This window comes from Necropsobacter rosorum (assembly GCF_964241405.1).
GTDB classification, from domain to species: Bacteria; Pseudomonadota; Gammaproteobacteria; order Enterobacterales; family Pasteurellaceae; genus Necropsobacter; species Necropsobacter rosorum.
Genome location: NZ_CAXSXF010000001.1, coordinates 476,433 through 501,019, shown reverse-complemented (window position 1 = coordinate 501,019; position 24,587 = coordinate 476,433). Strand labels below are relative to the sequence as shown.

The 24,587-nt window shown below is 48.8% G+C and carries 25 protein-coding genes; 15 read left to right on the top strand and 10 right to left on the bottom strand.

Going from position 1 to position 24,587, the window contains the following annotated elements; translation table 11 throughout:
• Nucleotides 1-47: 47 nt before the first annotated feature.
• Nucleotides 48-269 carry a SlyX family protein gene (locus ACESOH_RS02380; RefSeq protein WP_032093906.1) on the bottom strand — a complete coding sequence of 74 codons (222 nt, stop codon included), beginning with the start codon at nucleotides 267-269 and terminating at the stop codon, nucleotides 48-50.
• A gap of 91 nt (nucleotides 270-360) precedes the next feature.
• On the opposite strand from ACESOH_RS02380, the gene ACESOH_RS02375 reads away from it, so the two are divergent.
• From ACESOH_RS02375 to ACESOH_RS02355, 5 genes are all read left to right on the top strand, one after another.
• Nucleotides 361-1,095 (top strand): FKBP-type peptidyl-prolyl cis-trans isomerase, encoded by a 735-nt coding sequence (locus tag ACESOH_RS02375; protein ID WP_051977477.1) that lies wholly within the window; start codon nucleotides 361-363, stop codon nucleotides 1,093-1,095.
• Between the two features lie 77 nt (nucleotides 1,096-1,172).
• Nucleotides 1,173-1,844, top strand: coding sequence for a helix-turn-helix transcriptional regulator (locus tag ACESOH_RS02370; protein ID WP_373099419.1), 672 nt, complete (start codon nucleotides 1,173-1,175; stop codon nucleotides 1,842-1,844).
• Nucleotides 1,845-2,225, top strand: coding sequence for a sulfurtransferase complex subunit TusD (tusD, locus tag ACESOH_RS02365; RefSeq protein ID WP_373099417.1), 381 nt, complete (start codon nucleotides 1,845-1,847; stop codon nucleotides 2,223-2,225).
• Complete coding sequence (gene tusC / locus ACESOH_RS02360) at nucleotides 2,222-2,584, top strand: sulfurtransferase complex subunit TusC (RefSeq protein WP_373099416.1); 363 nt, start codon at nucleotides 2,222-2,224, stop codon at nucleotides 2,582-2,584. The genes tusD and tusC overlap by 4 nt, the downstream gene beginning before the upstream one ends.
• 10 nt (nucleotides 2,585-2,594) lie before the next feature.
• Complete coding sequence (locus tag ACESOH_RS02355) at nucleotides 2,595-2,876, top strand: DsrH/TusB family sulfur relay protein (protein WP_373099414.1); 282 nt, start codon at nucleotides 2,595-2,597, stop codon at nucleotides 2,874-2,876.
• 102 nt (nucleotides 2,877-2,978) lie between these two features.
• Here ACESOH_RS02355 and ACESOH_RS02350 read toward each other — a convergent pair whose 3' ends face one another.
• From ACESOH_RS02350 to ACESOH_RS02335, 4 genes are read right to left on the bottom strand one after another with little or no spacing between them, the layout of a single operon-like run.
• A complete protein-coding gene (locus ACESOH_RS02350) occupies nucleotides 2,979-3,836 on the bottom strand; it encodes a cysteine ABC transporter substrate-binding protein (protein ID WP_373099413.1) in 858 nt (285 codons plus the stop codon).
• A complete protein-coding gene (locus tag ACESOH_RS02345) occupies nucleotides 3,820-4,584 on the bottom strand; it encodes an amino acid ABC transporter ATP-binding protein (RefSeq protein ID WP_373099411.1) in 765 nt (254 codons plus the stop codon). The genes ACESOH_RS02350 and ACESOH_RS02345 overlap by 17 nt, the downstream gene beginning before the upstream one ends.
• A gap of 10 nt (nucleotides 4,585-4,594) precedes the next feature.
• Nucleotides 4,595-5,263, bottom strand: coding sequence for an amino acid ABC transporter permease (locus ACESOH_RS02340; protein WP_373099409.1), 669 nt, complete (start codon nucleotides 5,261-5,263; stop codon nucleotides 4,595-4,597).
• Nucleotides 5,253-5,912, bottom strand: coding sequence for an amino acid ABC transporter permease (locus ACESOH_RS02335; protein WP_373099407.1), 660 nt, complete (start codon nucleotides 5,910-5,912; stop codon nucleotides 5,253-5,255). Before ACESOH_RS02335 ends, ACESOH_RS02340 begins: the two co-directional genes overlap by 11 nt.
• A 249-nt stretch (nucleotides 5,913-6,161) precedes the next feature.
• Here ACESOH_RS02335 and rpsL point away from each other — a divergent pair, with 249 nt between their 5' ends.
• From rpsL to tuf, 4 genes are all read left to right on the top strand, one after another.
• Nucleotides 6,162-6,536: a 30S ribosomal protein S12 gene (gene rpsL, locus ACESOH_RS02330; RefSeq protein WP_013745731.1), complete on the top strand. Its 375-nt coding sequence runs from the start codon at nucleotides 6,162-6,164 to the stop codon at nucleotides 6,534-6,536.
• A gap of 106 nt (nucleotides 6,537-6,642) precedes the next feature.
• A complete protein-coding gene (gene rpsG / locus ACESOH_RS02325) occupies nucleotides 6,643-7,113 on the top strand; it encodes a 30S ribosomal protein S7 (RefSeq protein ID WP_032093897.1) in 471 nt (156 codons plus the stop codon).
• A gap of 107 nt (nucleotides 7,114-7,220) precedes the next feature.
• Entirely contained in the window at nucleotides 7,221-9,323 is a 2,103-nt protein-coding gene (fusA, locus tag ACESOH_RS02320) for an elongation factor G (RefSeq protein ID WP_032093896.1), read from the top strand.
• Between the two features lie 63 nt (nucleotides 9,324-9,386).
• The gene (tuf, locus tag ACESOH_RS02315; protein WP_040976866.1) at nucleotides 9,387-10,571 is read left to right on the top strand and encodes an elongation factor Tu; all 1,185 of its coding nucleotides are present in this window, start codon (nucleotides 9,387-9,389) and stop codon (nucleotides 10,569-10,571) included.
• Between the two features lie 164 nt (nucleotides 10,572-10,735).
• On the opposite strand, the gene ACESOH_RS02310 is transcribed toward tuf, so the two are convergent.
• Both ACESOH_RS02310 and ACESOH_RS02305 read right to left on the bottom strand, forming a co-directional pair.
• Nucleotides 10,736-11,230: a YfbU family protein gene (locus ACESOH_RS02310; protein WP_032093557.1), complete on the bottom strand. Its 495-nt coding sequence runs from the start codon at nucleotides 11,228-11,230 to the stop codon at nucleotides 10,736-10,738.
• A gap of 12 nt (nucleotides 11,231-11,242) precedes the next feature.
• Nucleotides 11,243-11,992, bottom strand: a complete 750-nt coding sequence (locus tag ACESOH_RS02305) for an MlaA family lipoprotein (RefSeq protein WP_032093565.1) — start codon at nucleotides 11,990-11,992, stop codon at nucleotides 11,243-11,245.
• Between the two features lie 335 nt (nucleotides 11,993-12,327).
• Between ACESOH_RS02305 and carA the strand changes: the two genes are divergently transcribed.
• The 6 genes from carA to ACESOH_RS02275 all read left to right on the top strand — a co-directional run bounded on the left by carA (nucleotide 12,328) and on the right by ACESOH_RS02275 (nucleotide 20,726).
• Complete coding sequence (gene carA / locus ACESOH_RS02300; protein ID WP_373099401.1) at nucleotides 12,328-13,455, top strand: glutamine-hydrolyzing carbamoyl-phosphate synthase small subunit; 1,128 nt, start codon at nucleotides 12,328-12,330, stop codon at nucleotides 13,453-13,455.
• Nucleotides 13,456-13,498: 43 nt separating this feature from the next.
• The gene (gene carB / locus ACESOH_RS02295) at nucleotides 13,499-16,708 is read left to right on the top strand and encodes a carbamoyl-phosphate synthase large subunit (RefSeq protein ID WP_373099399.1); all 3,210 of its coding nucleotides are present in this window, start codon (nucleotides 13,499-13,501) and stop codon (nucleotides 16,706-16,708) included.
• Nucleotides 16,709-16,965: 257 nt separating this feature from the next.
• Entirely contained in the window at nucleotides 16,966-17,802 is an 837-nt protein-coding gene (gene kduI / locus ACESOH_RS02290) for a 5-dehydro-4-deoxy-D-glucuronate isomerase (protein WP_373099397.1), read from the top strand.
• Nucleotides 17,789-18,829, top strand: coding sequence for a TRAP transporter substrate-binding protein (locus tag ACESOH_RS02285; RefSeq protein WP_373099396.1), 1,041 nt, complete (start codon nucleotides 17,789-17,791; stop codon nucleotides 18,827-18,829). The genes kduI and ACESOH_RS02285 overlap by 14 nt, the downstream gene beginning before the upstream one ends.
• 63 nt (nucleotides 18,830-18,892) lie before the next feature.
• On the top strand, nucleotides 18,893-19,411 hold the full coding sequence (locus tag ACESOH_RS02280) for a TRAP transporter small permease (RefSeq protein ID WP_051977459.1): 519 nt from the start codon (nucleotides 18,893-18,895) through the stop codon (nucleotides 19,409-19,411).
• 7 nt (nucleotides 19,412-19,418) lie between these two features.
• Nucleotides 19,419-20,726, top strand: coding sequence for a TRAP transporter large permease (locus ACESOH_RS02275; RefSeq protein ID WP_032093562.1), 1,308 nt, complete (start codon nucleotides 19,419-19,421; stop codon nucleotides 20,724-20,726).
• Nucleotides 20,727-20,811: 85 nt separating this feature from the next.
• On the opposite strand, the gene tkt is transcribed toward ACESOH_RS02275, so the two are convergent.
• From tkt to ACESOH_RS02260, 3 genes are all read right to left on the bottom strand, one after another.
• The gene (gene tkt / locus ACESOH_RS02270; RefSeq protein WP_373099394.1) at nucleotides 20,812-22,818 is read right to left on the bottom strand and encodes a transketolase; all 2,007 of its coding nucleotides are present in this window, start codon (nucleotides 22,816-22,818) and stop codon (nucleotides 20,812-20,814) included.
• A gap of 205 nt (nucleotides 22,819-23,023) precedes the next feature.
• Nucleotides 23,024-23,716 (bottom strand): L-ribulose-5-phosphate 4-epimerase, encoded by a 693-nt coding sequence (araD, locus tag ACESOH_RS02265; RefSeq protein WP_373099392.1) that lies wholly within the window; start codon nucleotides 23,714-23,716, stop codon nucleotides 23,024-23,026.
• Nucleotides 23,710-24,570, bottom strand: coding sequence for an L-ribulose-5-phosphate 3-epimerase (locus ACESOH_RS02260; protein WP_373099390.1), 861 nt, complete (start codon nucleotides 24,568-24,570; stop codon nucleotides 23,710-23,712). The genes araD and ACESOH_RS02260 overlap by 7 nt, the downstream gene beginning before the upstream one ends.
• Between the last annotated feature and the right edge of the window lie 17 nt (nucleotides 24,571-24,587).

Below are 24,587 nucleotides of genomic sequence, written 5' to 3'. Positions count from 1 at the left end.
TCATAAATGTTGGGATGCCGCGCGCATCCCTTTTTTGTATTCACCCGTTAATAATGCGGCGGCGGTGTTTCTTCCGACTGACTGGCGATGTTTGACGGCTGCATATCTTTCAGTTTGTTTGCCAGATAGCGCAATTGCAGCTGCATTTTGTCAATGGCGAACTGTTGGGCGACCAGCGCCTGATTCAAGTCTTCCAGCAGTTTTTCCTGAAACGCGATTTTCATTTCAAGCTCAGCGATTTGTAACGCCGGATTCGGTTGAATTTGCATAAATAATCCTCAAATAAAGGTTGTGAATTTGTTAAAGACGATTTAACCTATTCGCGATGATTTCAACTTTTATTATAAAGGATCAACAACGATGTTAAAAATTCAAAAATTATCAGCAATCGCTGTCGTTATCGGCGCGCTGTTTAGCGGCACGGTTTCTGCGGATCAGGCAACGGATAAAAAGTTCAATGACGAGGCCTCATATGTAGTGGGCTATGCAACAGGACAGCAATTCCTCAAAGGGTTGATCGACGATCAGAAAGATATCATCAATTACGATAATGCGCGTATTTTAGACGGCATTAAAGATGCGCTGGACGGCAAAGGCGCCTTATCCGAGGAAGAAATTCAAAAGCAATTGCAGGCGATCGGTGACAAAGTGTATGAAGCCCGTCAGGCAAAAGTGAAAGCGGAAAATGAAAAATTCGCCGCCGAATTTATGCAAAAAGACGGCGTGAAGAAAACCGCTTCCGGCCTTTTATACCGCATTGACAAAGCCGGCAGCGGCGAGGCGATTAAAGACACGGATCTGGTTAAAGTGCATTATACCGGTAAACTGGCGAACGGCACCGTATTCGACAGCTCGGTAGAACGCGGACAGCCGGCCGAATTTAAACTGAATCAGGTCATCAAAGGCTGGACGGAAGGTCTGCAACTGGTGAAAAAAGGCGGTAAAATCGAATTGGTGATCCCGGCCGAACTGGCTTACGGTGAACAGGGCGCCGGCCCGATTCCGCCGAATTCCACCTTATATTTTGAAGTGGAAGTGCTGGATGTCACGGCGGATAAAAACGCAGATAAAGCAACGGATAAAAAAGCAAAATAATCATAAAAAACTGACCGCACTTTATAGCAACGTTTTTAAAGTGCGGTCTTCTGCCGATAAAATTTGAGAGTCATATTATGTTAACGGACAGACGGCCTTTCACCGATGAAGATCGCACTATTCTGAATTCGTATATCGCCGTGGTGGAAGGGGTAAGCGCGTTAATCGGCGATCATTGCGAAATCGTATTGCATTCTCTGGAAGATCTCGAACATTCGGCGATGTATATTGCCAACGGGCATAATACCAACCGCAAAGTCGGCTCGCCGATTACCGATTTTGCCCTGAAATCTCTGCGCAGTATGCAAACGGAGAATGTCTCCAAACCTTATTTTACCCGCGCCAAAGGCAGCGGGCTGATGAAATCGGTGACCATTGCCATTCGAAATAAAAACAAACGCATTATCGGTTTGCTGTGCATCAATATTAATCTGGATGTGCCGGTTTCCCGCTTTTTACAGGCGCTGATGCCGATCACGGAACCGAATTCGGCATCGGAAGTCAATTTTGCCAGTTCGGTGGAAGAACTGGTGGCGCAGACCATTGAAAAAACCATTGAAGAGGTGACGGCGGATCGACAGGTTTCCAATAACAACAAAAACCGTCAGATTGTGCTTTCCCTTTATGAAAAAGGCATTTTTGACATTAAAGACGCCATCAATCTGGTGGCGGAACGTCTGGCGATATCGCGCCATACGGTGTATCTGTATATCCGCCAAATCAAACAGGATCAGGAAGAAAGCAAATAAATGCGTTATGTTCTTGCGGTAAAACAACCGGTTTATGGCGCGCAGGGCGCGTTTTTAGCCTATCAGTTCGCGCAGGCGCTGCTAGATAAAGGTCATCAAATCGATCAGATTTTCTTTTTTCAGGCCGGCGTAACTAACGGTAACGCATTCGTGTATCCTGCCAATGATGAATTTGATCTGCTCTCGGCCTGGCAAACATTGCGACGCGAATACGGTATTCCTCTGCATCTGTGCATTGCGGCGGCGCAGCGGCGCGGTGTGGTGGACGGCGCGACGGCCCGTTTGGCGCAACAGCATAATTTGGCCGAAGGGTTCGTGCTGGCCGGTTTGGGCGAATTTATGCAAGCGGTGCTGCAAGCCGATAGGGTGATCACGTTATGATTAAACTGGCTGTGGTGTTTCGTCATCCGCCGCACGGTACGGCCGCCGGCCGCGAAGGATTGGATGCCTTGTTAGCGGCGACGGCATTTTGCCACGAAGATGAGATTGCGGTGTTTTTTATGGATGACGGCGTATTTCATCTTTTAGCGGATCAGCAACCGGAATCCATCTTACAAAAAGATTTTATCCGCGGATTTAAATTATTGGCGCTGTATGACATTGAACGGCGTTATGTCTGTCGGCAATCCTTACGACAATTTAATCTGCAACAACAACCACGGATTATTTCCTGTGCCGAAACCGACCGCACCGTATTGCTCGATATGTTGCGGCAGGCACAGAAAGTGTTAACCTTTTAGAGGGCAGATAATGCTTTATACCTTTTCTCAGGCGGATTACAATCCGGCGCATTTGCAGCGCTGGCTGGCGCAAACCACGGCGCAGGATGCCGTATTGTTGTGGCAGGACGGCGTGTTGCTGGGCGTCAAATATCCCGATTTATTCGCCCGTTCGGCGGCGGCTTGCTATGCCTTGGAAAACGATATCGCCGCCCGCGGCATCCGCCCGTTGATGCCGCCGCAAGTGCGGTCGGTTTCTATGGATTTTCTGGTGACATTGAGCGAGCGCTATTTCCCGCAGGTTGCGTTATAAACGCGCCGCATCGGAACAATACGACGACCGCCCAAAAGTGCGGTCGTTTTTTTGCAAGTTTTTGCCGTCCGGCAACAGCATTGCCGTTATCCGGGCGCGGAATCAGTATTCGACCAGTACGTCTTTTTCGCTGATGCTGTCGCCGTAAACCGGCAGCAGGGTTTTGTCGTAAGCCTGTTTTAATACGCCCTCTTTACCCAGTTTTTCGATTTCCTGATTTAACCATTCCAGCAAAGCGGTGTCGCCTTTTTTCACCGCAGGGGCAATAAAATCCTGATCGCCGAGGTTTTTAATGCCCACGCTAAAGCCCGGATTTTCTTTTGCCCAGGCGAACAGCAAGGTATTGTCGTGCGCCAGCGCCGCGCCGCGACCGTCACGCAGGGCTTCGAACGTTTCGGTATTCTGTTCGAATTTCAACAGGTTGATATTCGGATAATGTTTGCTGAAATAGGCATCGGCAGTGGTGCCTTTGTTGACCAGTAAAGTTTTGCCTTCCAGCTGGGCGATATCGGTGATTTCCGCTCCGTCTTTGGATACTACGCCCAAAGCCACCTGCATGTAAGGTTTGGCGAAATCCACCACTTCCTGACGGGCCGGGGTAACGGTAAAGTTGGCGAGGAGAATATCCACTTTATTGGCCTGTAAATATTCAACCCGGTTCGCCGCTTCCACCAGCACATAGTCCACCTTGTTTTCGTCGCCCAGCAGATCTTTACCGATGGCTTTCGCAATTTCCACATCAAAGCCCTGACTTTTGCCCGCGCTGTCCACATAGCCGAACGGCGGTTTGTCGCTGAACACGCCGATGCGCACTTTGCCGGCCTGTTTTAACTGCTCGACGGTGGAGACCGACGGATTATTTTGAGCGTTTTCTTTGCCGTTGTCGCCGCAGGCGGTCAGGCCCGCAGCCAGCAGCGCGGCGGCAAAAAGTGCGGTGAGTTTTTTAGATGTTTTGTGCATAGTTGGTACCTCTCGGTTCGTAATTTAAAATATTGAGAAATGTTTTTGCCCGATCCGTGGTCGGATTGGTAAAAAACAGCTCGGGGGATTCCTGTTCAATGATGCGGCCGGCATCCATAAAGACGATTCTGTCCGCCACCTGACGGGCAAAGGACATTTCGTGGGTGACGATAAGCATGGTCATGCCGTCTTTGGCAAGCCCTAAAATCACATCCAGCACCTCGCGCACCATTTCGGGATCCAGCGCGGCGGTTACTTCGTCGAATAACATAATATCCGGGTTCATGCACAGGGCGCGCACAATGGCGATGCGCTGTTTCTGCCCGCCGGATAATTCGCGCGGGTAGGCGTTTTTGCGCTCGAACAGCCCGACGCGCCGTAACAGTTCGTCCGCCTGCGCTTCCGCTTCCGCGCGCCGGCGGCGCTGCACTTTCAGCGGGCCGAGCAGGATATTGTCGATAACCGACAAATGGGCGAACAGTTCATAACTCTGGAACACCATGCCGATATGTTGTCTGGCGTTGACCCAGGAGATATCTTTGCCCAGCTGGCCGCTGCCTTGCAGCATTAAGCGGCCGCTGCGGATCGGTTCCAACCCGTTGATACAGCGCAACAATGTGCTTTTTCCGCAGCCCGACGGGCCGAGAATGACCACCACTTCGCCTTTTTGTACCGACAGATTAATGCCGTTCAGTGCGGTGATCTCTCCGTAATTTTTGACCAGATCCTGAATGTCTAATAATGCCATGTTTTAACCTTTATTTTTCCCAACGGTTTTCCAGATAGTGTGAGAATAAGGACAGCGGATAACAAATAAGGAAATACAAAGCGAAAATCACGCCGTAAATCCATAATGCCGCCGACGGTTCGGTAAACAACGAGGTTTCGATAATCTGTTGTCCCACTTTAATCACTTCCAGCACGCCGATCAGCATGGCCAGCGAACTGGTTTTCACCATGCGGGTGAATAAATTGATCGCGCTCGGTGTTACGCGTTTTAAACTTTGCGGCAATAAAATGTAGATAAACGTCTGTAACGGTGTTAATCCCAGCGCGTAAGCGGATTCCACCTGATGTTTTTCGATGGAAGTCAGCGCGCCGCGCACCAAATCGCCCATTTCCGCCGTGCCCCAGAAAATAAACACCAGTATGCAGACGGTAACGCCGTCCAGATGGGTATTAAACCATTTCGCCACGCCGAAATAGGTGATGAACAGCAACACCAGCAACGGCATAATCCGCACAAATTCCAGATAGCCGCGGCACAGCGCTTTCAGCGGACGGTTTTTGACGGTCATCAGCATCCCGAAGATCACGCCGAAGAGACAGGCGAAGAAGACGGACACAAACGCGATTTTAGCGGTGACCCATAAACCGCCCAGCAGCCGTTCCGGGTTATTGCCGTCGAATAGAATACTAAGCCCCATATTTCGCTCTCCGCATCCGGCGTTCCAGATAGCCGATAAAAACCGATACCGGCAGTAAAATAATCAGATAGAACAGCACCAGTAAAAATAACGCTTCGTTGGTTTTGTAATCCATGCCGATAATTTCTTTCGCCATAAACATCAGTTCGGCAATGGCAATCGCGCTGACCACCGAGGTTTCTTTAATTAAAAACAGACAATTGGCGCCGATTGCCGGTGTGGCGATGGCGAAAGCCTGCGGAAAAATCACATAACGAAATGCCTGCAATGGCGTCAAACCGATACTCAGGGCGGATTCCGTCTGCCCTTTGGATACGGCCTGCAACCCGCCGCGCACCGCTTCGGCCATGTAGCTGCCGCCGAGAAATGCCAGGCCGATGACCGCGCAGGTAAAGCCGTCCAGCCGAATGCCGATTTTAGACAGGCCGAAATAGAGGAAAAAAACCTGAATTAATAACGGGGTGTTGCGTGATAATTCAATGTAGGCTTTCACCGCAACATTCAGGCCGCGTACGTTATAAACGGTGATAACGGCGCACAAAATACCGATGATGACGGAAAGCAAAATTCCCCAAAACGACAGCTGCAAGGTGATCAGCGCGGCATCGAAAAATCTGGGCAGCGCACTCCACACATATTGCCAGTTCATTGTATTTCTCTTTTAGTGATGACATAACGGCAATTATAAGACGCAAACGATTGCGGCAAAAGGAATGAAAACGCATTGTTTAGACCTTTTGGTTATAAAAATCAAAGTGCGGTCATTTTTCCCGGCGTTTTGGGTAATTCTTGACATCAGCGCTTTTCAAGATTAAAATTCTGCGTCTATCTATCCACGGATAGATGAGAAAATGTACATTCTTTTATGAATAACTATGAATAAACTGGAGCTTTTTTAATGGCAACAATCAACCAGCTAGTACGCAAACCGCGTGTTAAAAAGGTTGTAAAAAGCAACGTTCCTGCATTAGAGGCTTGCCCGCAGAAACGTGGCGTGTGTACTCGTGTATACACTACTACACCTAAAAAACCGAACTCTGCATTACGTAAAGTATGCCGTATTCGTTTAACCAACGGTTACGAAGTAACCTCTTATATCGGCGGTGAAGGTCATAACCTTCAGGAGCACAGCGTTGTGCTTATCCGTGGCGGTCGTGTTAAAGACTTGCCGGGTGTGCGTTATCACACCGTACGCGGTGCATTAGACTGCGCAGGCGTTAAAGATCGTAAACAAGGTCGTTCTAAATACGGCGTTAAACGTCCGAAAGCTTAATGGTTCTCCGTTAAGTAAGGCCAAACGTCAATTAAATTATTAATTAACCATAAACTCCAGTCAGAGTTTTGGATAATCCTGAAGATTAAAAAACGGAGAAATTACAATGCCACGTCGTCGTAGTATTGAACCTCGCAAAATTCTTCCAGATCCGAAGTTCGGTTCAGAATTGCTTGCGAAATTTATTAATGTATTAATGATAGACGGTAAAAAATCTATCGCGGAATCTATCGTTTACGGTGCGCTGGAAACCTTATCTCAACGTACCGGCAAAGAAGCGCTGGAAGCATTTGAAATCGCACTGGAAAACGTGCGTCCTACGGTTGAGGTGAAATCCCGCCGCGTAGGTGGTTCTACCTATCAGGTACCGGTTGAAGTCCGTCCGGCTCGTCGTAATGCATTAGGTATGCGCTGGATTGTTGAAGCGGCACGCAAACGCGGTGATAAATCCATGGCGCTGCGCTTAGCCAACGAATTGTCCGACGCGTCTGAGAATAAAGGTGCGGCGGTGAAAAAACGTGAAGACGTTCACCGTATGGCTGAAGCTAACAAAGCCTTCGCACATTACCGTTGGTAATCGGTTAGCAGACCGGCTTTTCAGGCTTCATCGCATCATTCAATGGGATGAAGCCTTATCCATATTTAAAATTTTATATTTACTGAATTCCAAAAAAGGAAATATTAATGGCTCGTACAACCCCTATTTCACTTTACCGTAACATCGGTATCAGTGCGCATATCGATGCGGGTAAAACAACCACTACTGAGCGTATCCTTTTCTATACCGGCGTAAGTCACAAAATCGGTGAAGTTCACGATGGTGCAGCGACAATGGACTGGATGGAACAAGAACAAGAACGCGGTATTACCATTACGTCTGCGGCAACAACCGCGTTCTGGTCGGGTATGTCACAACAATATCCGCAACACCGTATTAACGTTATCGACACCCCGGGACACGTTGACTTTACTATCGAAGTAGAACGTTCCATGCGTGTACTTGACGGTGCGGTGATGGTGTATTGTGCAGTGGGCGGTGTGCAACCGCAATCCGAAACCGTATGGCGTCAGGCCAACAAATATAAAGTGCCGCGTATCGCGTTCGTCAACAAAATGGACCGTACCGGTGCAAACTTCCTGCGTGTCGTTGAACAGATTAAAACCCGTTTAGGCGGTAATGCGGTACCTTTACAGCTGCCGATCGGTGCGGAAGAAAACTTCAAAGGTGTGGTTGACCTGATCAAAATGAAAGCGATCAACTGGAATGAAGCCGATCAGGGTATGACGTTTACCTATGATGATATTCCGGCGGATATGCTTGAAGCTTGTGAAGAATGGCGTCAGAACCTTGTTGAAGCGGCGGCGGAATCTTCCGAAGAGTTAATGGAAAAATACCTTGGCGGTGAAGAATTAACCGAAGAAGAAATCAAAGTCGGTTTACGTCAGCGCGTATTGGCGACGGAAATTATTCTGGTGACCTGTGGTTCCGCCTTTAAAAACAAAGGTGTACAGGCAATGCTGGATGCCGTGATCGATTATCTGCCGGCACCGACCGATATCGAATCAATCAAAGGGATTAACCCGGATGAAACCGAAGGTGAACGTCACGCCAGCGATGACGAACCGTTTGCCGCATTGGCGTTTAAAATCGCCACAGACCCGTTTGTGGGTAACTTGACCTTCTTCCGTGTGTATTCCGGCGTGGTTGAGTCCGGTGCGACCGTGCTGAACTCAGTGAAAGATAAACGCGAACGTTTCGGCCGTATCGTACAGATGCACGCCAACAAACGTGAAGAAATCAAAGAAGTTCGCGCCGGTGATATCGCCGCGGCGATCGGCTTGAAAGATGTTGGTACCGGTGATACGTTATGTGCGATGGACGCGCCGATCATTCTTGAACGGATGGAATTCCCGGAACCGGTTATTTCCGTTGCGGTAGAACCGAAAACTAAAGCCGACCAAGAAAAAATGGGTCTGGCGTTAGGTCGTCTGGCGCAGGAAGACCCTTCATTCCGTGTTCACACGGATGAAGAATCCGGCGAAACCATTATCTCCGGTATGGGTGAGTTGCATCTGGACATTATCGTTGACCGTATGAAACGCGAATTTAAAGTCGAAGCGAATATCGGTAAACCGCAGGTATCTTATCGTGAAACGATTCGTACCCGTGTGAACGATGTGGAAGGTAAACATGCGAAACAATCCGGTGGTCGCGGTCAGTACGGTCATGTGGTGATCGACTTATATCCGCTGGATCCGGAAGGTCCGGGATACGAATTTGTTAACGAAATCAAAGGCGGTGTCATTCCGGGCGAATACATCCCTGCCGTTGACAAAGGTATTCAGGAACAGCTTAAATCCGGTCCGTTGGCGGGTTATCCGGTAGTGGATATCGGTGTTCGTTTACACTTCGGTTCATACCATGATGTGGACTCTTCCGAATTGGCGTTTAAACTTGCTGCCTCTATTGCATTTAAAGCGGCATTTAATAAAGCCAATCCGGTATTGCTGGAGCCTATCATGAAAGTGGAAGTGGAAACTCCGCCGGAATACGTTGGTGACGTGATCGGTGACTTAAGCCGTCGTCGCGCGATGGTTAACGGTCAGGAAAGCAATGAGTTTGTGACCAAAATCAACGCTGAAGTTCCGTTGTCGGAAATGTTCGGTTATGCAACCGATCTGCGTTCGCAAACTCAGGGTCGTGCCTCATATTCAATGGAACCATTGAAATATGCCGAAGCACCGAAAAACGTGGCAGATGCTATCATCGAAGCGCGTAGAAAATAATCGTTTATCAAAACTCCGTGGCGCGTTAAGCGCTGCGGAATTTCAATTAAGGAAACATTAGCAATGTCTAAAGAAAAATTTGAACGTACAAAACCGCACGTTAACGTGGGTACAATCGGCCACGTTGACCATGGTAAAACAACTTTAACCGCAGCGATTACAACGGTATTATCCAAACATTACGGCGGTGCGGCACGCGCATTCGACCAGATTGATAACGCGCCGGAAGAAAAAGCGCGCGGTATCACCATCAACACTTCACACGTTGAATACGACACGCCGACTCGTCACTACGCACACGTTGACTGCCCGGGACACGCGGACTATGTGAAAAACATGATTACCGGTGCGGCACAGATGGACGGTGCTATCTTAGTGGTCGCGGCGACAGACGGCCCGATGCCACAGACCCGTGAGCACATCTTATTAGGTCGTCAGGTAGGCGTACCTTACATCATCGTATTCTTAAACAAATGCGATATGGTGGATGATGAAGAATTATTAGAATTAGTGGAAATGGAAGTGCGTGAACTTCTGTCCCAGTATGACTTCCCGGGCGATGATACGCCAATCGTACGCGGTTCGGCATTAAAAGCGCTGGAAGGCGATGCGGCATGGGAAGAAAAAATTCTTGAACTTGCAAACCACTTGGACACTTATATTCCTGAACCGGAACGTGCTATCGACCAACCGTTCTTATTACCAATCGAAGACGTGTTCTCTATTTCCGGTCGTGGTACCGTGGTAACCGGTCGTGTAGAACGCGGTATTATCCGTACCGGTGATGAAGTGGAAATCGTAGGTATCAAACCGACAGCGAAAACCACCGTAACCGGTGTTGAAATGTTCCGTAAACTGTTAGACGAAGGTCGTGCAGGTGAAAACATCGGTGCGTTACTGCGCGGTACCAAACGTGAAGAAATCGAACGTGGTCAGGTATTGGCGAAACCGGGTTCAATCACTCCGCACACTGATTTCGAATCTGAAGTGTATGTATTGTCCAAAGAAGAAGGCGGCCGTCATACTCCGTTCTTCAAAGGCTACCGTCCGCAGTTCTATTTCCGTACCACAGACGTAACCGGAACCATCGAATTACCGGAAGGCGTGGAAATGGTAATGCCGGGCGATAACATCAAAATGACAGTCAGCCTGATTCACCCGATTGCGATGGACCAAGGTTTACGTTTCGCGATTCGTGAAGGCGGCCGTACAGTAGGTGCGGGCGTAGTGGCGAAGATTATTAAATAATCAAGCAAACGGACGAAATCAAGAGGGTATCGAAAGATACCCTTTTTGTTTGCCGCGAAATGACGAATGACAGGTGAAACAGATTTCGCGTCAAGAAAACAGAATAAAAAATCACCGCACTTTGGTATTGGCTCAAAAGTGCGGTGTAAATCATAAACGAATTGTTAGGCGTTCAGGATTTTCTGAATCTCCGCCATGCTGAGGTGATATTCATGCGGACAGGCGCGCCAGACTTCAAGCATTTTAGTGTATTTTTCCCACATCGGGGTTTGTGAATCACAGCCGTGTTCACAATGCATAAATTCCTGATATTTGCCCTCGGTGCCGGTAATAAAACGCAGGTAATTCAAATATTTCTTTTCGCGCTGTGCACAATAACCGGCAAATTGCAGACGGTGCGGCGTAACGGTGGATTTATCCGCTAAATTATTATAAGAAACCTGTAGTGCGTGATACATTTCCAGCGTTGCCAGCACGGTGCGGCACTCTTGTTCCGACATATCGGCGAACTCACTGTCCAGCTCTTTCAGTTCCAGACCGAAACCGCCTTTTACAATGGCTTCCAGACGCTGATAGGTTTTCCGATTGTCCGGGTCTAACAGCCCCATGAGTTTATATTGATTGGCTAAAATCAAACGTTGAGTTGATGTCATTTGCATAGTAAGTTCCTGTTAATCCACTTCGTTAAGTTCTTCTTGTGAAAGGGTTTCCTGCGCGGCTTTCACTTTGCCGTCGCTGACGCGGTATTCCAGATTCTGATAATATGCCTCGCGGAAGGTCACATAAGGATCCTGCGCCTGATCAAGCAAAGCCTGTTTATCCAGCGCCTTGGCGCGGGTATCAATGGCCTGAATGCCGGATTTCACCAACGCCCAAGGCCCGCCGACCCAATGCCAGAACGGATACATGGCGCCGATATCCGCGGCGGTACCCGTGGCTTGACGCGGCGTTGTCGGGCCGTATGCCGGCAGCATCACATAAGCGCCCGGCTCAATACCGTAGCTGCCCATAGTATCGGCAAAATCCCGTTCGTTTTCAATTTTCAGCGGTTCACTGTAACTTGCCCAGTCGATCAACCCGCCGAGGCCGAATACCGTGTTAATCCAGAAACGGTTAAAGTGTACCATCGCTTTTTTGCCTTCACCTTCCAGCAGGCGACTGACGAAACTGATCGGCTCGTCAAGATTATTGGCGACGTTGGTCAGCCCCGTGCGCACAGGGGAAGGCACATAATTTTTCCAGCCGCTGGCAACCGGTTTCAGCACATAAGGATCGACGACTTTATAGTTAAAATCCCACATCGTGCGGTTAAAACCTTCCAGCGGATCATTACGCTCGCCCGTTTTGGGATCAATGGATGCGCAGCCGACGGTGAGCGCGGCGCATAATAAAACGGTGGTCATGGACTTTGTTTTTTTCATCTGCATTTTCTCGGATTGAAACGATGCTTCATTGTAAACAACTTAGACGCTAACTACAAAATAATTCACGCGAATTTACAAATACCTTGTAATTTGTCATTATTTATGCAAAATATCTGCATAAATAATCATTTAAACGTTTGCGATTTTACTTGAATAGCCGGGCATTGTCCTTTAGAATTAGCAGGTTTAGCTCACACCGGCTATATCATCAGACACAGTTTAGTTTTTAAACCTCCGAAAGCACAAAAAGTGCGGTTCGTTTTTTGATTAAATTGTGGTTAATGAGCATTCGTAAGTGTTCGACCGAAACAGATGACAAACAGGAGCAATTTATGTCTGAATCCGCAATTTTAGTCTTGGCTGACGGCAGTATCTTTCACGGTGATGCTATCGGCGCTGCAGGACACACCGTCGGCGAAGTGGTTTTCAATACCGCAATGACCGGCTATCAGGAAATTCTTACCGACCCTTCTTATTTTCAACAAATCGTTACCTTAACTTATCCCCATATCGGCAATACCGGCGCCAATAGCGAAGATTGGGAAAGCGACGGCGTGTATGCCGCCGGTCTGATTATCCGCGATTTACCGTTATTGCACAGCAACTTCCGCGCCAATCAGAGTTTAAGCGAATACCTGAAAGCCAATAATGTGGTGGCTATCGCCGGAATTGACACCCGACGTTTAACCCGCATTCTGCGCGATAAAGGCACCCAGGCGGGCTGTATCATGGCGGGTAACGTCGATGAGAAAAAAGCCCTTGAACTGGCGCTAAGTTTCGGTTCCATGGCGGGCAAAGATCTGGCGCAGGCCGTGACCTGCAAACAACGCTATCAATGGACGCAGGGGGAATGGCGATTAGGCGAGGGCTATGCGGAAATACAGCATCCGGAATTTCATATTGTCGCCTATGATTTCGGGGTCAAACACAATATTTTAAGAATGCTGGCGCAGCGCGGCTGCAATATTACCGTGGTGCCGGCCAAAACCGACGCACAGGAAGTGCTGGCGTTAAATCCGGACGGCATTTTCCTGTCTAACGGCCCGGGCGATCCCGAACCCTGTGATTATGCGGTCAGCGCGGTTCGGCAATTATTGGCGAGCAAGAAGCCGATTTTCGGTATTTGTTTAGGCCATCAGCTGCTTGGGCTGGCGGTGGGCGGTAAAACCAAAAAAATGGCTTTCGGTCATCACGGCGCCAATCATCCGGTGCAGGATTTAGCGTCGCAAAAAGTCTTTATCACCAGCCAGAATCACGGTTTCGAAGTGGATGAACACAGCCTGCCGCAAAACGTGCGCATAACTCACCGCTCTTTATTCGACAACTCGGTGCAAGGCATTGAATTGACCGATCAATCGGCATTCAGCTTCCAAGGACACCCCGAAGCCAGCCCCGGCCCGCATGATGTGGCGTATCTGTTTGACAGATTTATTGCCGCGATGAGAGCGGCGAAAGCCTAAAGTGCGGTTAATTTTTTAATCGTTTTACAGTGAGAAAACAAAAATGCCAAAACGTAACGACATAAACACAATTCTTATTATCGGCGCGGGCCCGATCGTCATCGGTCAGGCGTGCGAATTCGATTATTCCGGGGCGCAGGCGTGTAAAGCGTTGCGTGAGGAAGGCTACAAAGTGGTGCTGGTCAATTCCAATCCGGCCACCATTATGACCGACCCGAATATGGCGGATGTCACCTACATCGAGCCGATTGCGTGGCAAACGGTGGAAAAAATCATTGAAAAAGAACGTCCGGATGCGATTTTACCGACCATGGGCGGGCAAACGGCGCTGAACTGCGCGCTGGATTTATCCAAACAGGGCGTGCTGAAAAAATACGGCGTGGAACTTATCGGCGCCACGGAAGATGCCATCGACAAAGCGGAAGATCGCGGACGTTTCAAAGACGCTATGGCGAAAATCGGTTTGAATACGCCGAAATCCTTTGTCTGCCATAGCTTTGAAGAAGCTTGGGCGGCGCAGGCGGAAGTGGGCTTTCCGACCTTAATTCGTCCGTCGTTCACCATGGGCGGTTCCGGTGGCGGTATCGCATATAATAAAGATGAATTTTATGCCATTTGCGAGCGCGGCTTTGATGCTTCGCCGACCCATGAACTGCTGATCGAACAATCGGTGCTGGGCTGGAAAGAATACGAAATGGAAGTGGTGCGCGACAAAGCGGATAACTGCATTATCGTCTGCTCGATTGAAAACTTCGATCCGATGGGCGTGCACACCGGCGATTCCATTACCGTCGCGCCGGCACAAACCCTGACCGACAAAGAATATCAGATTATGCGTAATGCGTCGTTGGCGGTGCTGCGCGAAATCGGCGTGGATACCGGCGGCTCCAACGTGCAGTTTGCGGTCAATCCGGCGAACGGCGAGATGATTGTGATCGAAATGAATCCGCGCGTAAGCCGCTCTTCCGCGCTGGCCTCCAAAGCCACCGGCTTTCCGATCGCCAAAGTGGCGGCGAAACTGGCGGTGGGTTATACCTTAAACGAGCTGCGCAATGACATCACCGGCGGGCTGATTCCGGCCTCTTTCGAACCGTCGATTGATTATGTGGTGACCAAAGTGCCGCGCTTCGCCTTTGAAAAATTTCCACAGGCGGATGATCGCCTGACTACCCAGATGAAATCCGTCGGGGAAGTGATGGCGATGGGTCGCACCTTTCAGGAGAGTTTACAAAAAGCCCTGCGCGGGCTGGAAACCGGCATTTGCGGTTTCAATCTGCTGTCGGAAGAGGCGGAAAAAATCCGCACGGAGCTCGGCAATCCGGGGCCGAACCGGATTTTATATGTGGCGGATGCGTTCGGCGCCGGTTTCAGTCTGGAGGAAGTGCATCATTATTCTAAAATCGATCCGTGGTTTTTGGTTCAGATTCAGGATTTGGTGCAGGAAGAACTGGCGCTGGAAAAACGCAGCTTGGACGAATTGGATTATGCCGAACTGCGCCGCCTGAAACGTAAAGGTTTTTCCGATAAGCGCATCGGTCAGCTGACGCAAGCGGGCGAAAGTGCGGTCAGAAATAAACGACATTTGTTAAATCTGCATCCGGTTTATAAACGGGTGGACACCTGTGCCGGCGAGTTTAATTCCGATACCGCGTATCTCTATTCCTGCTATGAAGAAGAATGTGAAAGCCGGCCGTCCGACAAGAAAAAAATTATGATCCTAGGCGGCGGCCCGAACCGTATCGGACAGGGCATTGAGTTTGACTATTGCTGCGTGCATGCTGCGCTGGCGCTGCGCGAAAGCGGGTTCGAAACCATTATGGTGAACTGTAATCCGGAAACGGTTTCCACCGATTTCGATACCTCTGATCGCCTCTATTTCGAACCGCTGACTCTGGAAGATGTGCTGGAAGTGATTCATGTGGAACGGCCGTGGGGCGTGATTGTACAGTACGGCGGTCAGACACCGTTGAAACTGGCCAATGCGCTGCATGAAAACGGGGTAAATATTATCGGTACCAGCGCCGACAGTATTGATGCGGCGGAAGATCGCGAACGGTTCCAGCAAATTCTGCGGGATTTGGCGCTCAAACAGCCGAATAACCGCACCGCGCATAATGCCGTCGAGGCGGTGAGTCTGGCGCAGGAAGTGGGCTATCCGCTGGTGGTGCGCCCGTCTTATGTTTTGGGCGGCCGCGCAATGCAAATCGTGTATAACGTGGACGAGCTGAATCAATATATGCGTGAAGCGGTGCAGGTCTCCGAAGACAGCCCGATCCTGCTGGATCATTTCCTGAATAACGCCATTGAAGTGGATGTGGATTGTATCTGCGATGGCGAGCAGGTGATTATCGGCGGCATTATGCAGCACATTGAGCAAGCAGGGATTCACAGCGGCGATTCCGCCTGTTCGCTGCCGCCGTATTCCTTAAGCCGGACGATTCAGGATGAAATCCGCCGTCAAACTGCGGCGATGGCGCAAGCGTTAAATGTGGTGGGGCTGATGAACGTACAGTTCGCGGTGCAGGAAAATGTCATTTATGTGCTGGAAGTCAACCCGCGCGCCAGCCGTACCGTGCCGTTCGTCAGTAAAGCGACCGGCCGCCCGCTGGCGAAAATCGCCGCGCGCGTCATGGCGGGCATCAGCCTAGCCCAACAGGGAATTCAGGGCGAAATCGTACCGCACTTTTATGCGGTGAAAGAAGCAGTGTTCCCATTCATTAAATTCCCGGGCGTGGATACCATTTTGGGGCCGGAAATGCGTTCTACCGGCGAAGTGATGGGCGTCGGCAAAACCTTCTCCGAAGCCTTCCTGAAGGCGCAAATCGGCGCCAATGAACGGATCCCGAAAACCGGCAAGGTATTTCTGTCCGTTGACGACGGCGACAAAACCCGCCTATTGCCTATCGCTCAACGTTTACAGCAGCAAGGTTACGGCCTGTGCGCTACCATGGGAACCGCGAACTTCCTGCGCGAACACGGTGTGTTTGCACAAATCGTGAACAAAGTGCGGGAAGGGCGCCCGCATATCGTGGATGCGATTAAAAACGGCGAAATCGCCATGGTGATCAACACCGTCGGCAGCCTGCCGGAAAGCGTCGCCGACAGCCATTCCATCCGCCGCAGCGCATTGCAGCAGAAAGTATTTATGCAAACCACATTAGCCGCAGCGGAAGCGTTGGTCGAAGGCGTGAAAAGCATTGACGGCTGCGAAGTGTATTCCGTGCAGGCGTTGCATGCAGGATTGAGCGGATAATTTCCGGCAATTGATGTTAACTAGCAAGTGCGGTCATTATTTTACGATTTTTGTTGTGAAATAATGACCGTAATTTTTTGATTTTTACCAATTCCTTCGATTTATTAAAAATAACTAAAATATCTTCTTTGAGATAAATGAAACTATTTTTCATAAAAAATAGATCAATGTCTCATTTTTGAAAATTATCTCTTGAGTCCCCTCAATTTGCTTTTAGAATGACAGAAAATAGGTACTTATTTAAGGGGAGTTGCTTTATGGAAATTTATCAAAATATGAATCCGAAAGATGTGAAATTTTATGATACGGCACGTTTGCGGGAAGCATTTTTGAAAAAAGATCTATTTCAGCAGGGAATGGTTTCTATTGTATATAGTCATATTGATCGCTTAGTTGCAATCGGTGCCTGCCCTCGGGAGCCATTAAAATTAGATACTTTTATCGATAAAAAAGCTTTCGGCACGGATTATTTTTTGGCTCGTAGAGAGTTAGGTATTCTGAATTTAGGGGCTGCTGTTGAGGTGAAATGTAAAAAACAGTCGTTTATGCTGAATTATTTGGATGCGCTTTATTTAGGTAAAGGCACGGAAGATATTGAATTCATTCCTTTAGAAGCCGGAAAAGAAACCTATCTTTATTGTTTAAGCGCACCGGCGCATCACAGTTATCCGAATAAATTAATCCCGCGTGAGGCGGCATGTAAAGTGGAATTGGGCTGTCAGCAAAATGCAAATGCCCGTACTATTTACCAATATTTGCATCCTAATGTGGTGGAAACTTGTCAGTTGTGTATGGGAGTCACCCATCTTGCCGAAGGAAGTGTTTGGAATACTATGCCGGCACATACTCATACGCGACGCATGGAAGCCTATCTGTATTTTAATATTAAACCGTCACAAGTCGTATTCCACTTTTTGGGGGAACCGACCGAAACCCGCCATATTGTGATGCGTGACAAACAATTGATTATTTCGCCGAGCTGGTCGATTCATTCCGGGTGCGGTACCGAAAATTACAGTTTTGTTTGGGGAATGATCGGCGAAAATCAGACTTTTGATGATATGGATTTTGTTGCTATGGATGTCATTCGTTAAATGTAACCGTTTCGTGAATCATATAAAGGAGAACCTTATGTTTTTTGTGAAATCATTCAAAAAATCAACCGCACTTTTGACTGTATTGGGTGCATTTTTTATCAGTACTTATACACAGGCGGCGACGGAATTAAAAGTCGCGTTCAATCAGTCGAAACAACATCCGCAGTATCAAGCGCTGGAGGAACTAAGTCATAAGTTTTCTGATGCCACCCAAGGAAAATATAAGCTGACAATTTATCCGAACGAGTTGCTCGGTAACCAACGAGCCAGTTTGGAGCTGGTACAAAACGGTGCAATTCAAATGGCGGTGGTAGCGAATCCTTTAGTTGAAAATTATGACCGCACTTTTTTAGTCTTGGCATTGCCTTATTTGTATAAAAGCACTGAACATCAGGAGCATCTTTATACTTCTGATATTTTAGATCCGCTGTTTGCATCAACCTCTACATTCGGATTCGATGTGTTAGCCGCCTATACGGCCGGTGCGCGCAGTCTGTATGTGAAAGGAAAGCCGATTACTGCACAGGCTGATTTAAAAGGTAAGAAAATCAGAGTATTACAATCCGATGCAATGATGAAAACATTAAGCTGTATGGGCGGTGTCGGTGTGCCGATGAATCAGGGAGAAGTTTATACGGCAATTCAGCAAGGTGTTTTGGACGGTGCGGAAAATAATGAAATTACTTATACGGATTTAAAACATTATGAGGTCGCTCCTTATTTCACCAGAACTCAGCATTTGCGTGTGGCGGATTTGTTGGTGATCAGCAATACCTTTCTATCCGGTATGTCACCAGAAGAACAGGCACTTTTACGCAAGTTGGCGAAAGAAAGCGTAAAAACCGAATTTACTCTTTGGAACCAACAAATTCAATCTTCCGAACAATTAGCTAAAGATAAAGGTGCGACTTTTATTGAAATCGACACGACACCATTCAGAGAAAGTTGTAAAAATGTTCAGCAAGAATTGTTGAAAACACCGGAACAAAAAGCATTATTCGAACAAATAATGGCGCTCGAATAAATCATGATTAACGGAGCCGGGCGATTGGTGAGCGTCCGGTTCATGCTAGTTTAAGGAATTATTATGTCTGAATGTCCGTCAACGCCATTTTTTTCCGCGCTTGAAAAAATAAAAAGGGCTATTGATAGTCTGATGGCATCATTGTGCATTTTAATTGTTGCGATGATGGTGTTATTGGTGACCTATCAGGTAATAGCCCGTTATGTATTCAACGCTGCCAGCGGTATGAGCGAAGTTTTATCTCGTTATCTGTTCATTTGGCTGATCTTATTCAGCGGTGCTTATGTTTTTGGTCTTAGAGGACATATGTCAATTGAATATGTGAAGCAGAAGTTTCCTCTTAACATCCAGATTTCATTTGATATGTTTTCCGAACTGATCATTGTTATTTTTGCATTATGCGTATTGATTCTAGGTGGCTACAGTGCGTCTTTGCGGCAAATGTGGCAAATGGATTCCGCATTGCAAATGCCGATGGGAGTGATTTATTCGGCAATTCCGATTAGCGGCGCAATTATTGTCTTTTATTTCTTCTATAACGAAATAAAATTATACAGAAAGCTCAAAGCGTTAAATAAGTGAGGTTACGATGGATACAGCAACAATCGCCGCTTTGATTATGTTTCTCGGAACGCTGTTTTTCTTATTAATCGGCACACCGATTAGCATCAGTATCGGCGTTTCCTCCTTTGCAGCAATGCTTTCTATTTTGCCTTATCAGGGGAGTATCGTTACATCGGCACAACGTATTTTTGTCGGCCTGGATTCGTTTGCTTTATTAGCGATTCCGTTTTTTATTTTGGCCGGTAATATTATGAATAGCGGTGGCATTGCAATTCGACTGGTGAATTTTTCAAAAATTATCAGTGGGTTCTTCCCCGGTTCATTGGCGCAAACTAATATTGTTTCGAATATGCTGTTTGGTTCAATAAGTGGTTCCGGTGTCGCCTCAGCGGCGGCAGTCGGCGGTATTATGGCGCCGATTCAGAAAAAGGAGGGGTATGATCCTAAATACAGTACGGCGATTAATATTGCCTCTGCTCCGACCGGTATGCTGATTCCGCCAAGTAATACAATAATTGTATATGCGACAATTGCCGGTAGTGTTTCTGTTTCTGCGCTATTTATGGCCGGTTATATCCCCGGTATTTTATGGGGTATTTCAGTGATGATTGTTGCTGGCTGGATGGCAAAGAAAAGGGGTTATGTTATTAAGCATCGTATGACCTGTAACGAATGTCTGAAAGTAACATTGGCGGCACTGCCAAGCTTATCGTTGGTCGTGGTTGTTATCGGTGGGATTCTGGCCGGGATCTTCACGGCAACGGAATCATCGGCCATCGCGGTGGTTTACTCCTTGATATTAAGCTTATGTTACCGCACGTTAGATTTAAAACAATTACCGAAAATTTTTTTAGATACGGCAAAGATGTCGGCTATCGTCATCTTTATGTTGGCGACATCATCGATTATGTCATGGGTAATGGCATTCACACAGATTCCGAATGCAATTGCCGACGGTCTATTATCGTTGACAAACAATCCCATTCTTATTTTATTGATTATTAATATTATCCTGTTAATTGTCGGTACATTTATGGATCCAACTCCGGCGGTTTTGATTTTTACACCGATATTTCTGCCTATTTGTATCAACTTAGGTATGAGTCCGGTTCAATTCGGTATTGTATTAGTGTTTAATTTATCGTTGGGAACCATTACGCCGCCGGTCGGGCCGATTTTATTTACCGGTTGCAAGGTAACTAATATTAGTATTGAAGATGTTATACGAACGCTGGTACCGTATTTCTTTGCGATTTTTATCGTATTAATGCTGGTGACTTATATTCCTGCGATTTCCATGATTTTACCGGAAATGATGGGACTGGTGGAATAATTGTATATATAAAAAATCCCCGTTCTGCACGGGGATTTTTGTTGCCGTATTTTAGTCAAACTCAGACTAAAAGTGCGGTGGAAATTTATAACATTTCTTTCGCTTTGGCGACGATGTTGTCCACCGTGAAGCCGAACAGTTCGAATAACTGGTCGGCCGGGGCGGATTCGCCGAAGCCGTGCATGCCGACGATGCGTCCGTCAAGGCCGACATATTTATACCAGAAATCGCTGATGCCGGCTTCAATCGCCAGTCGTTTGGTTACGGCGGTCGGCAGTACTTGTTCGCGGTAAGCGGCATCCTGACTGTCAAATACATTGGTGGACGGCATGGACACCACGCGGGCGCGAATGCCTTCCGCCGCCAGCCGGTCGGCCGCCTGCATAGCCAGCGCCACTTCGGAGCCGGTGGCAATCAGGATTAAGTCAGGGCATCCGCCTTTTTCACAGCATTCCCGCAGAATATACCCGCCGCGGGCGATATCGGCCAGCTGTTCGGCGCTGCGGGCCTGTTGGGTCAGATTCTGACGGGAGAAGATTAACGCGCTCGGCCCGTCCTGACGCTCGATCGCCGCTTTCCACGCCACCGCGGATTCCACCTGGTCGCAAGGACGCCAGGTCTGTAGATTCGGAATTAAACGCAAGGCGGCGGTTTGCTCCACCGGTTGATGAGTCGGGCCGTCTTCGCCTAAGCCGATGGAATCGTGGGTATAGACGAACAGTACGCGTTGTTTCATTAATGCCGCCATGCGCACCGCGTTATGGGCGTATTCATAAAACATTAAGAAGGTGGCGCCGTACGGAATAAAGCCGCCGTGTAAGGCGATACCGTTCATGATGGCGGACATGCCGAATTCGCGCACGCCGTAATTGATGTAGTTGCCGTCCACGTTTTGTTTGGCGCGGATAGGTTTGGCGCCGGACCATAAGGTCAGGTTGGAGCCGGCCAAATCCGCCGAGCCGCCTAAAAATTCCGGCAGGTTATGAGCGTAGGCTTCAATGGCGTTTTGTGAGGCTTTGCGGCTGGCAATATTGGCCGGATTGGCTTGCAGGTTGTCGATAAAGTCCTGACTGTTCTGCGCCCAGTCGGCCGGTAGTTTGCCCTGAATCCGGCGCTTAAATTCTGCCGCCAGTGTCGGGTGCGCATTGGCATAGGCGGCGAATTTGTCATTCCACGCCTGTTCGGCGGCCTGACCTTTCGCTTTGGCATCCCACTGCGCGTAAATTTCAGCCGGAATCTCAAACGGCGCATAATCCCAGTGCAGGGCTTGACGGGTTAAGGCGATTTCCTCATCCCCCAACGGCGCACCGTGGCTGTCATGGGAGTTGGCTTTGTTCGGGGAACCGTAACCGATAACGGTTTTACAGATAATCAGGCTCGGTTTGTCGTGTTCCGCCTGCGCCTGTTTCACCGCCTCAATAATCTGTTCGCTGTGGTGCCCGTCAATCGGCCCAATCACCTGCCAGCCGTAGGCTTCAAAACGTGCTTTGGTATTGTCGGTAAACCAGCCGTCCACATGCCCGTCGATAGAAATATTGTTGTCATCATAAAAGGCGATCAGCTTGCCTAACCCAAGAGTACCGGCCAGCGAACAGGCCTCATGGGAAATGCCTTCCATTAAACAGCCGTCGCCTAAAAAGGCATAGGTGTAATGGTCAACGATATCATGACCGGGACGGTTAAACTGTGCGGCTAAGGTTTTTTCCGCAATGGCCATGCCCACTGCGTTGGTAATGCCCTGACCTAATGGGCCGGTAGTGGTTTCCACGCCCGGGGTGTAACCGTATTCGGGGTGGCCCGGGGTTTTGGAATGCAGCTGACGGAAGTGTTTTAACTCGTCGATGGAAAGATCATAGCCGGTTAAATGCAGCAGGCTGTAAATTAACATGGAGCCGTGGCCGTTGGACAGCACGAAGCGGTCGCGGTCGGGCCATTGCGGATTGGTCGGATTGTGTTTTAAGAAATCGCGCCACAGGACTTCGGCGATATCCGCCATGCCCATCGGTGCGCCGGGATGGCCGGATTTGGCTTTTTGCACTGCATCCATGCTGAGAAAGCGAATGGCGTTGGCTAGTTGTTTTCGTGCTGTCATGTTATTCTCCTATGATACTAATAATAAATGTGTAAAATAACGATAAAAGTGCGGTCATATTTTACCTTATTTTCGTTCGAAAAGAGGAATTAATTTAATCGGCGGATTGAATGCGCGAAAGTCATTATTCCTGTCGGGCCGGGTGGAATGCCGGCTTAAGCGAAAGCCTGACAGCGCACCGTCCGTCAGGCTTGGTGAGTGGCCTTTACTGCCCGTAATAAGCCTGTTTGCCGTGTTTGCGCAGGTAGTGCTTATCCAGCAGCGCCTGTTGCATCGGCGGCAGGTTCGGGCGCAGTTGGCGGGTAAACAGGTTCATGTAGGCGATTTCTTCCAGCACCACGGCATTGTGCACCGCGTTATCGCCGTCTTTGCCCCATACGAACGGGCCGTGCGAATGCACCAGCACCGCCGGCACCTCTTTCGGCTCGATACCGCGCCGGCGGAAGGTTTCGATAATCACGTTGCCGGTTTCCAGCTCATAGTCGCGATGAATTTCTTCCTCCGTCATTTGGCGCGTGCAGGGAATTTCGCCGTAAAAATAATCCGCATGGGTGGTGCCCGCCGCAATCAACGGCTCGCCCGCCTGCGCCCAGATGGTGGCATGGCGCGAATGGGTATGCACGATACCGCCGATATCGTTAAACTGGCGATAAAGGGCTAAATGGGTGGCCGTATCCGACGACGGCTTTTTCTCGCCCCATACTTTATTGCCCTGTAAATCCACAATCACGATATCTTCTGCACGCATGCTTTCATAATCCACCCCCGACGGTTTTATCGCCACTAAGCCGGATGCCCGGTCGATTTCACTCACATTGCCCCAGGTAAACGTGACTAAATGATGTTTCGGTAACGCCAGATTGGCGTGTAATACCCGTTCTCGTAAGGCCTCTAACATATAAATCCCCCTTCTTGCATTTTCTGTTCAATCCAGCGCCGGGCGTTGATTATCTCCACCAACGGCTCCGATGCCTTTTCCGTCCACATTTCAATTAAAAAGGCGCCGCGGTAGTTTAACTGCGACAGCACCTTAAAACAGCCGGCGAAATCCACACAACCCGCACCGAAAGGTACGTCGCGGAATTGTCCGGCGCAGCTTTGCGTCACTTTATAGGTGTCTTTTAAATGAATCGCCGAGATTTTCTCGATTCCCAATTTCAGCTCTTGCGCCACATTCTCATTCCAGGCCGATAAATTGCCCACATCCGGATAGACCGTAAACCACGGTGAGGCGATAAGTGTATCCCACTGTTTCCAACGTGAAATCGAGCTCATAAACTGGGTATCCATAATTTCCACTGCTAAGGTCACTTGATTGCTGGCGGCAAGCGCTACCGCCCATTCCAAGCCTTGCCGAAAGCGGGCGATAGTGCCTTCGTCCTGTGGTTCATAATACACATCATAACCCGCCAGCTGAATGGTGCGGATACCTAAATCCACCGCCAGCCTAATGGCTTTTTGCATTATCTCGCGCGCGGCTTCCCGCGTGGCGGCATCATGGCTGCCGAAGGGAAAACGGCGATGACCGGACAGGCACATGGACGGCACCGTGATACCCGATGTCAGCACCGCCTGCACGAATTCCAGCCGCTGCGCCCGGCTCCAGTCCAGCCGCGCCAGACGTTCATCGGTTTCATCCACCGACATTTCCACGAAATCAAAGCCGCAGGCTTTGGCTATCGCCAACCGCTCGCCCCAGCTGATGTCCTTCGGCAGCGCTTTTTCGTAAATCCCCAGTTTATGTGTTCTCACGGCGTTCTCCTGTGTGC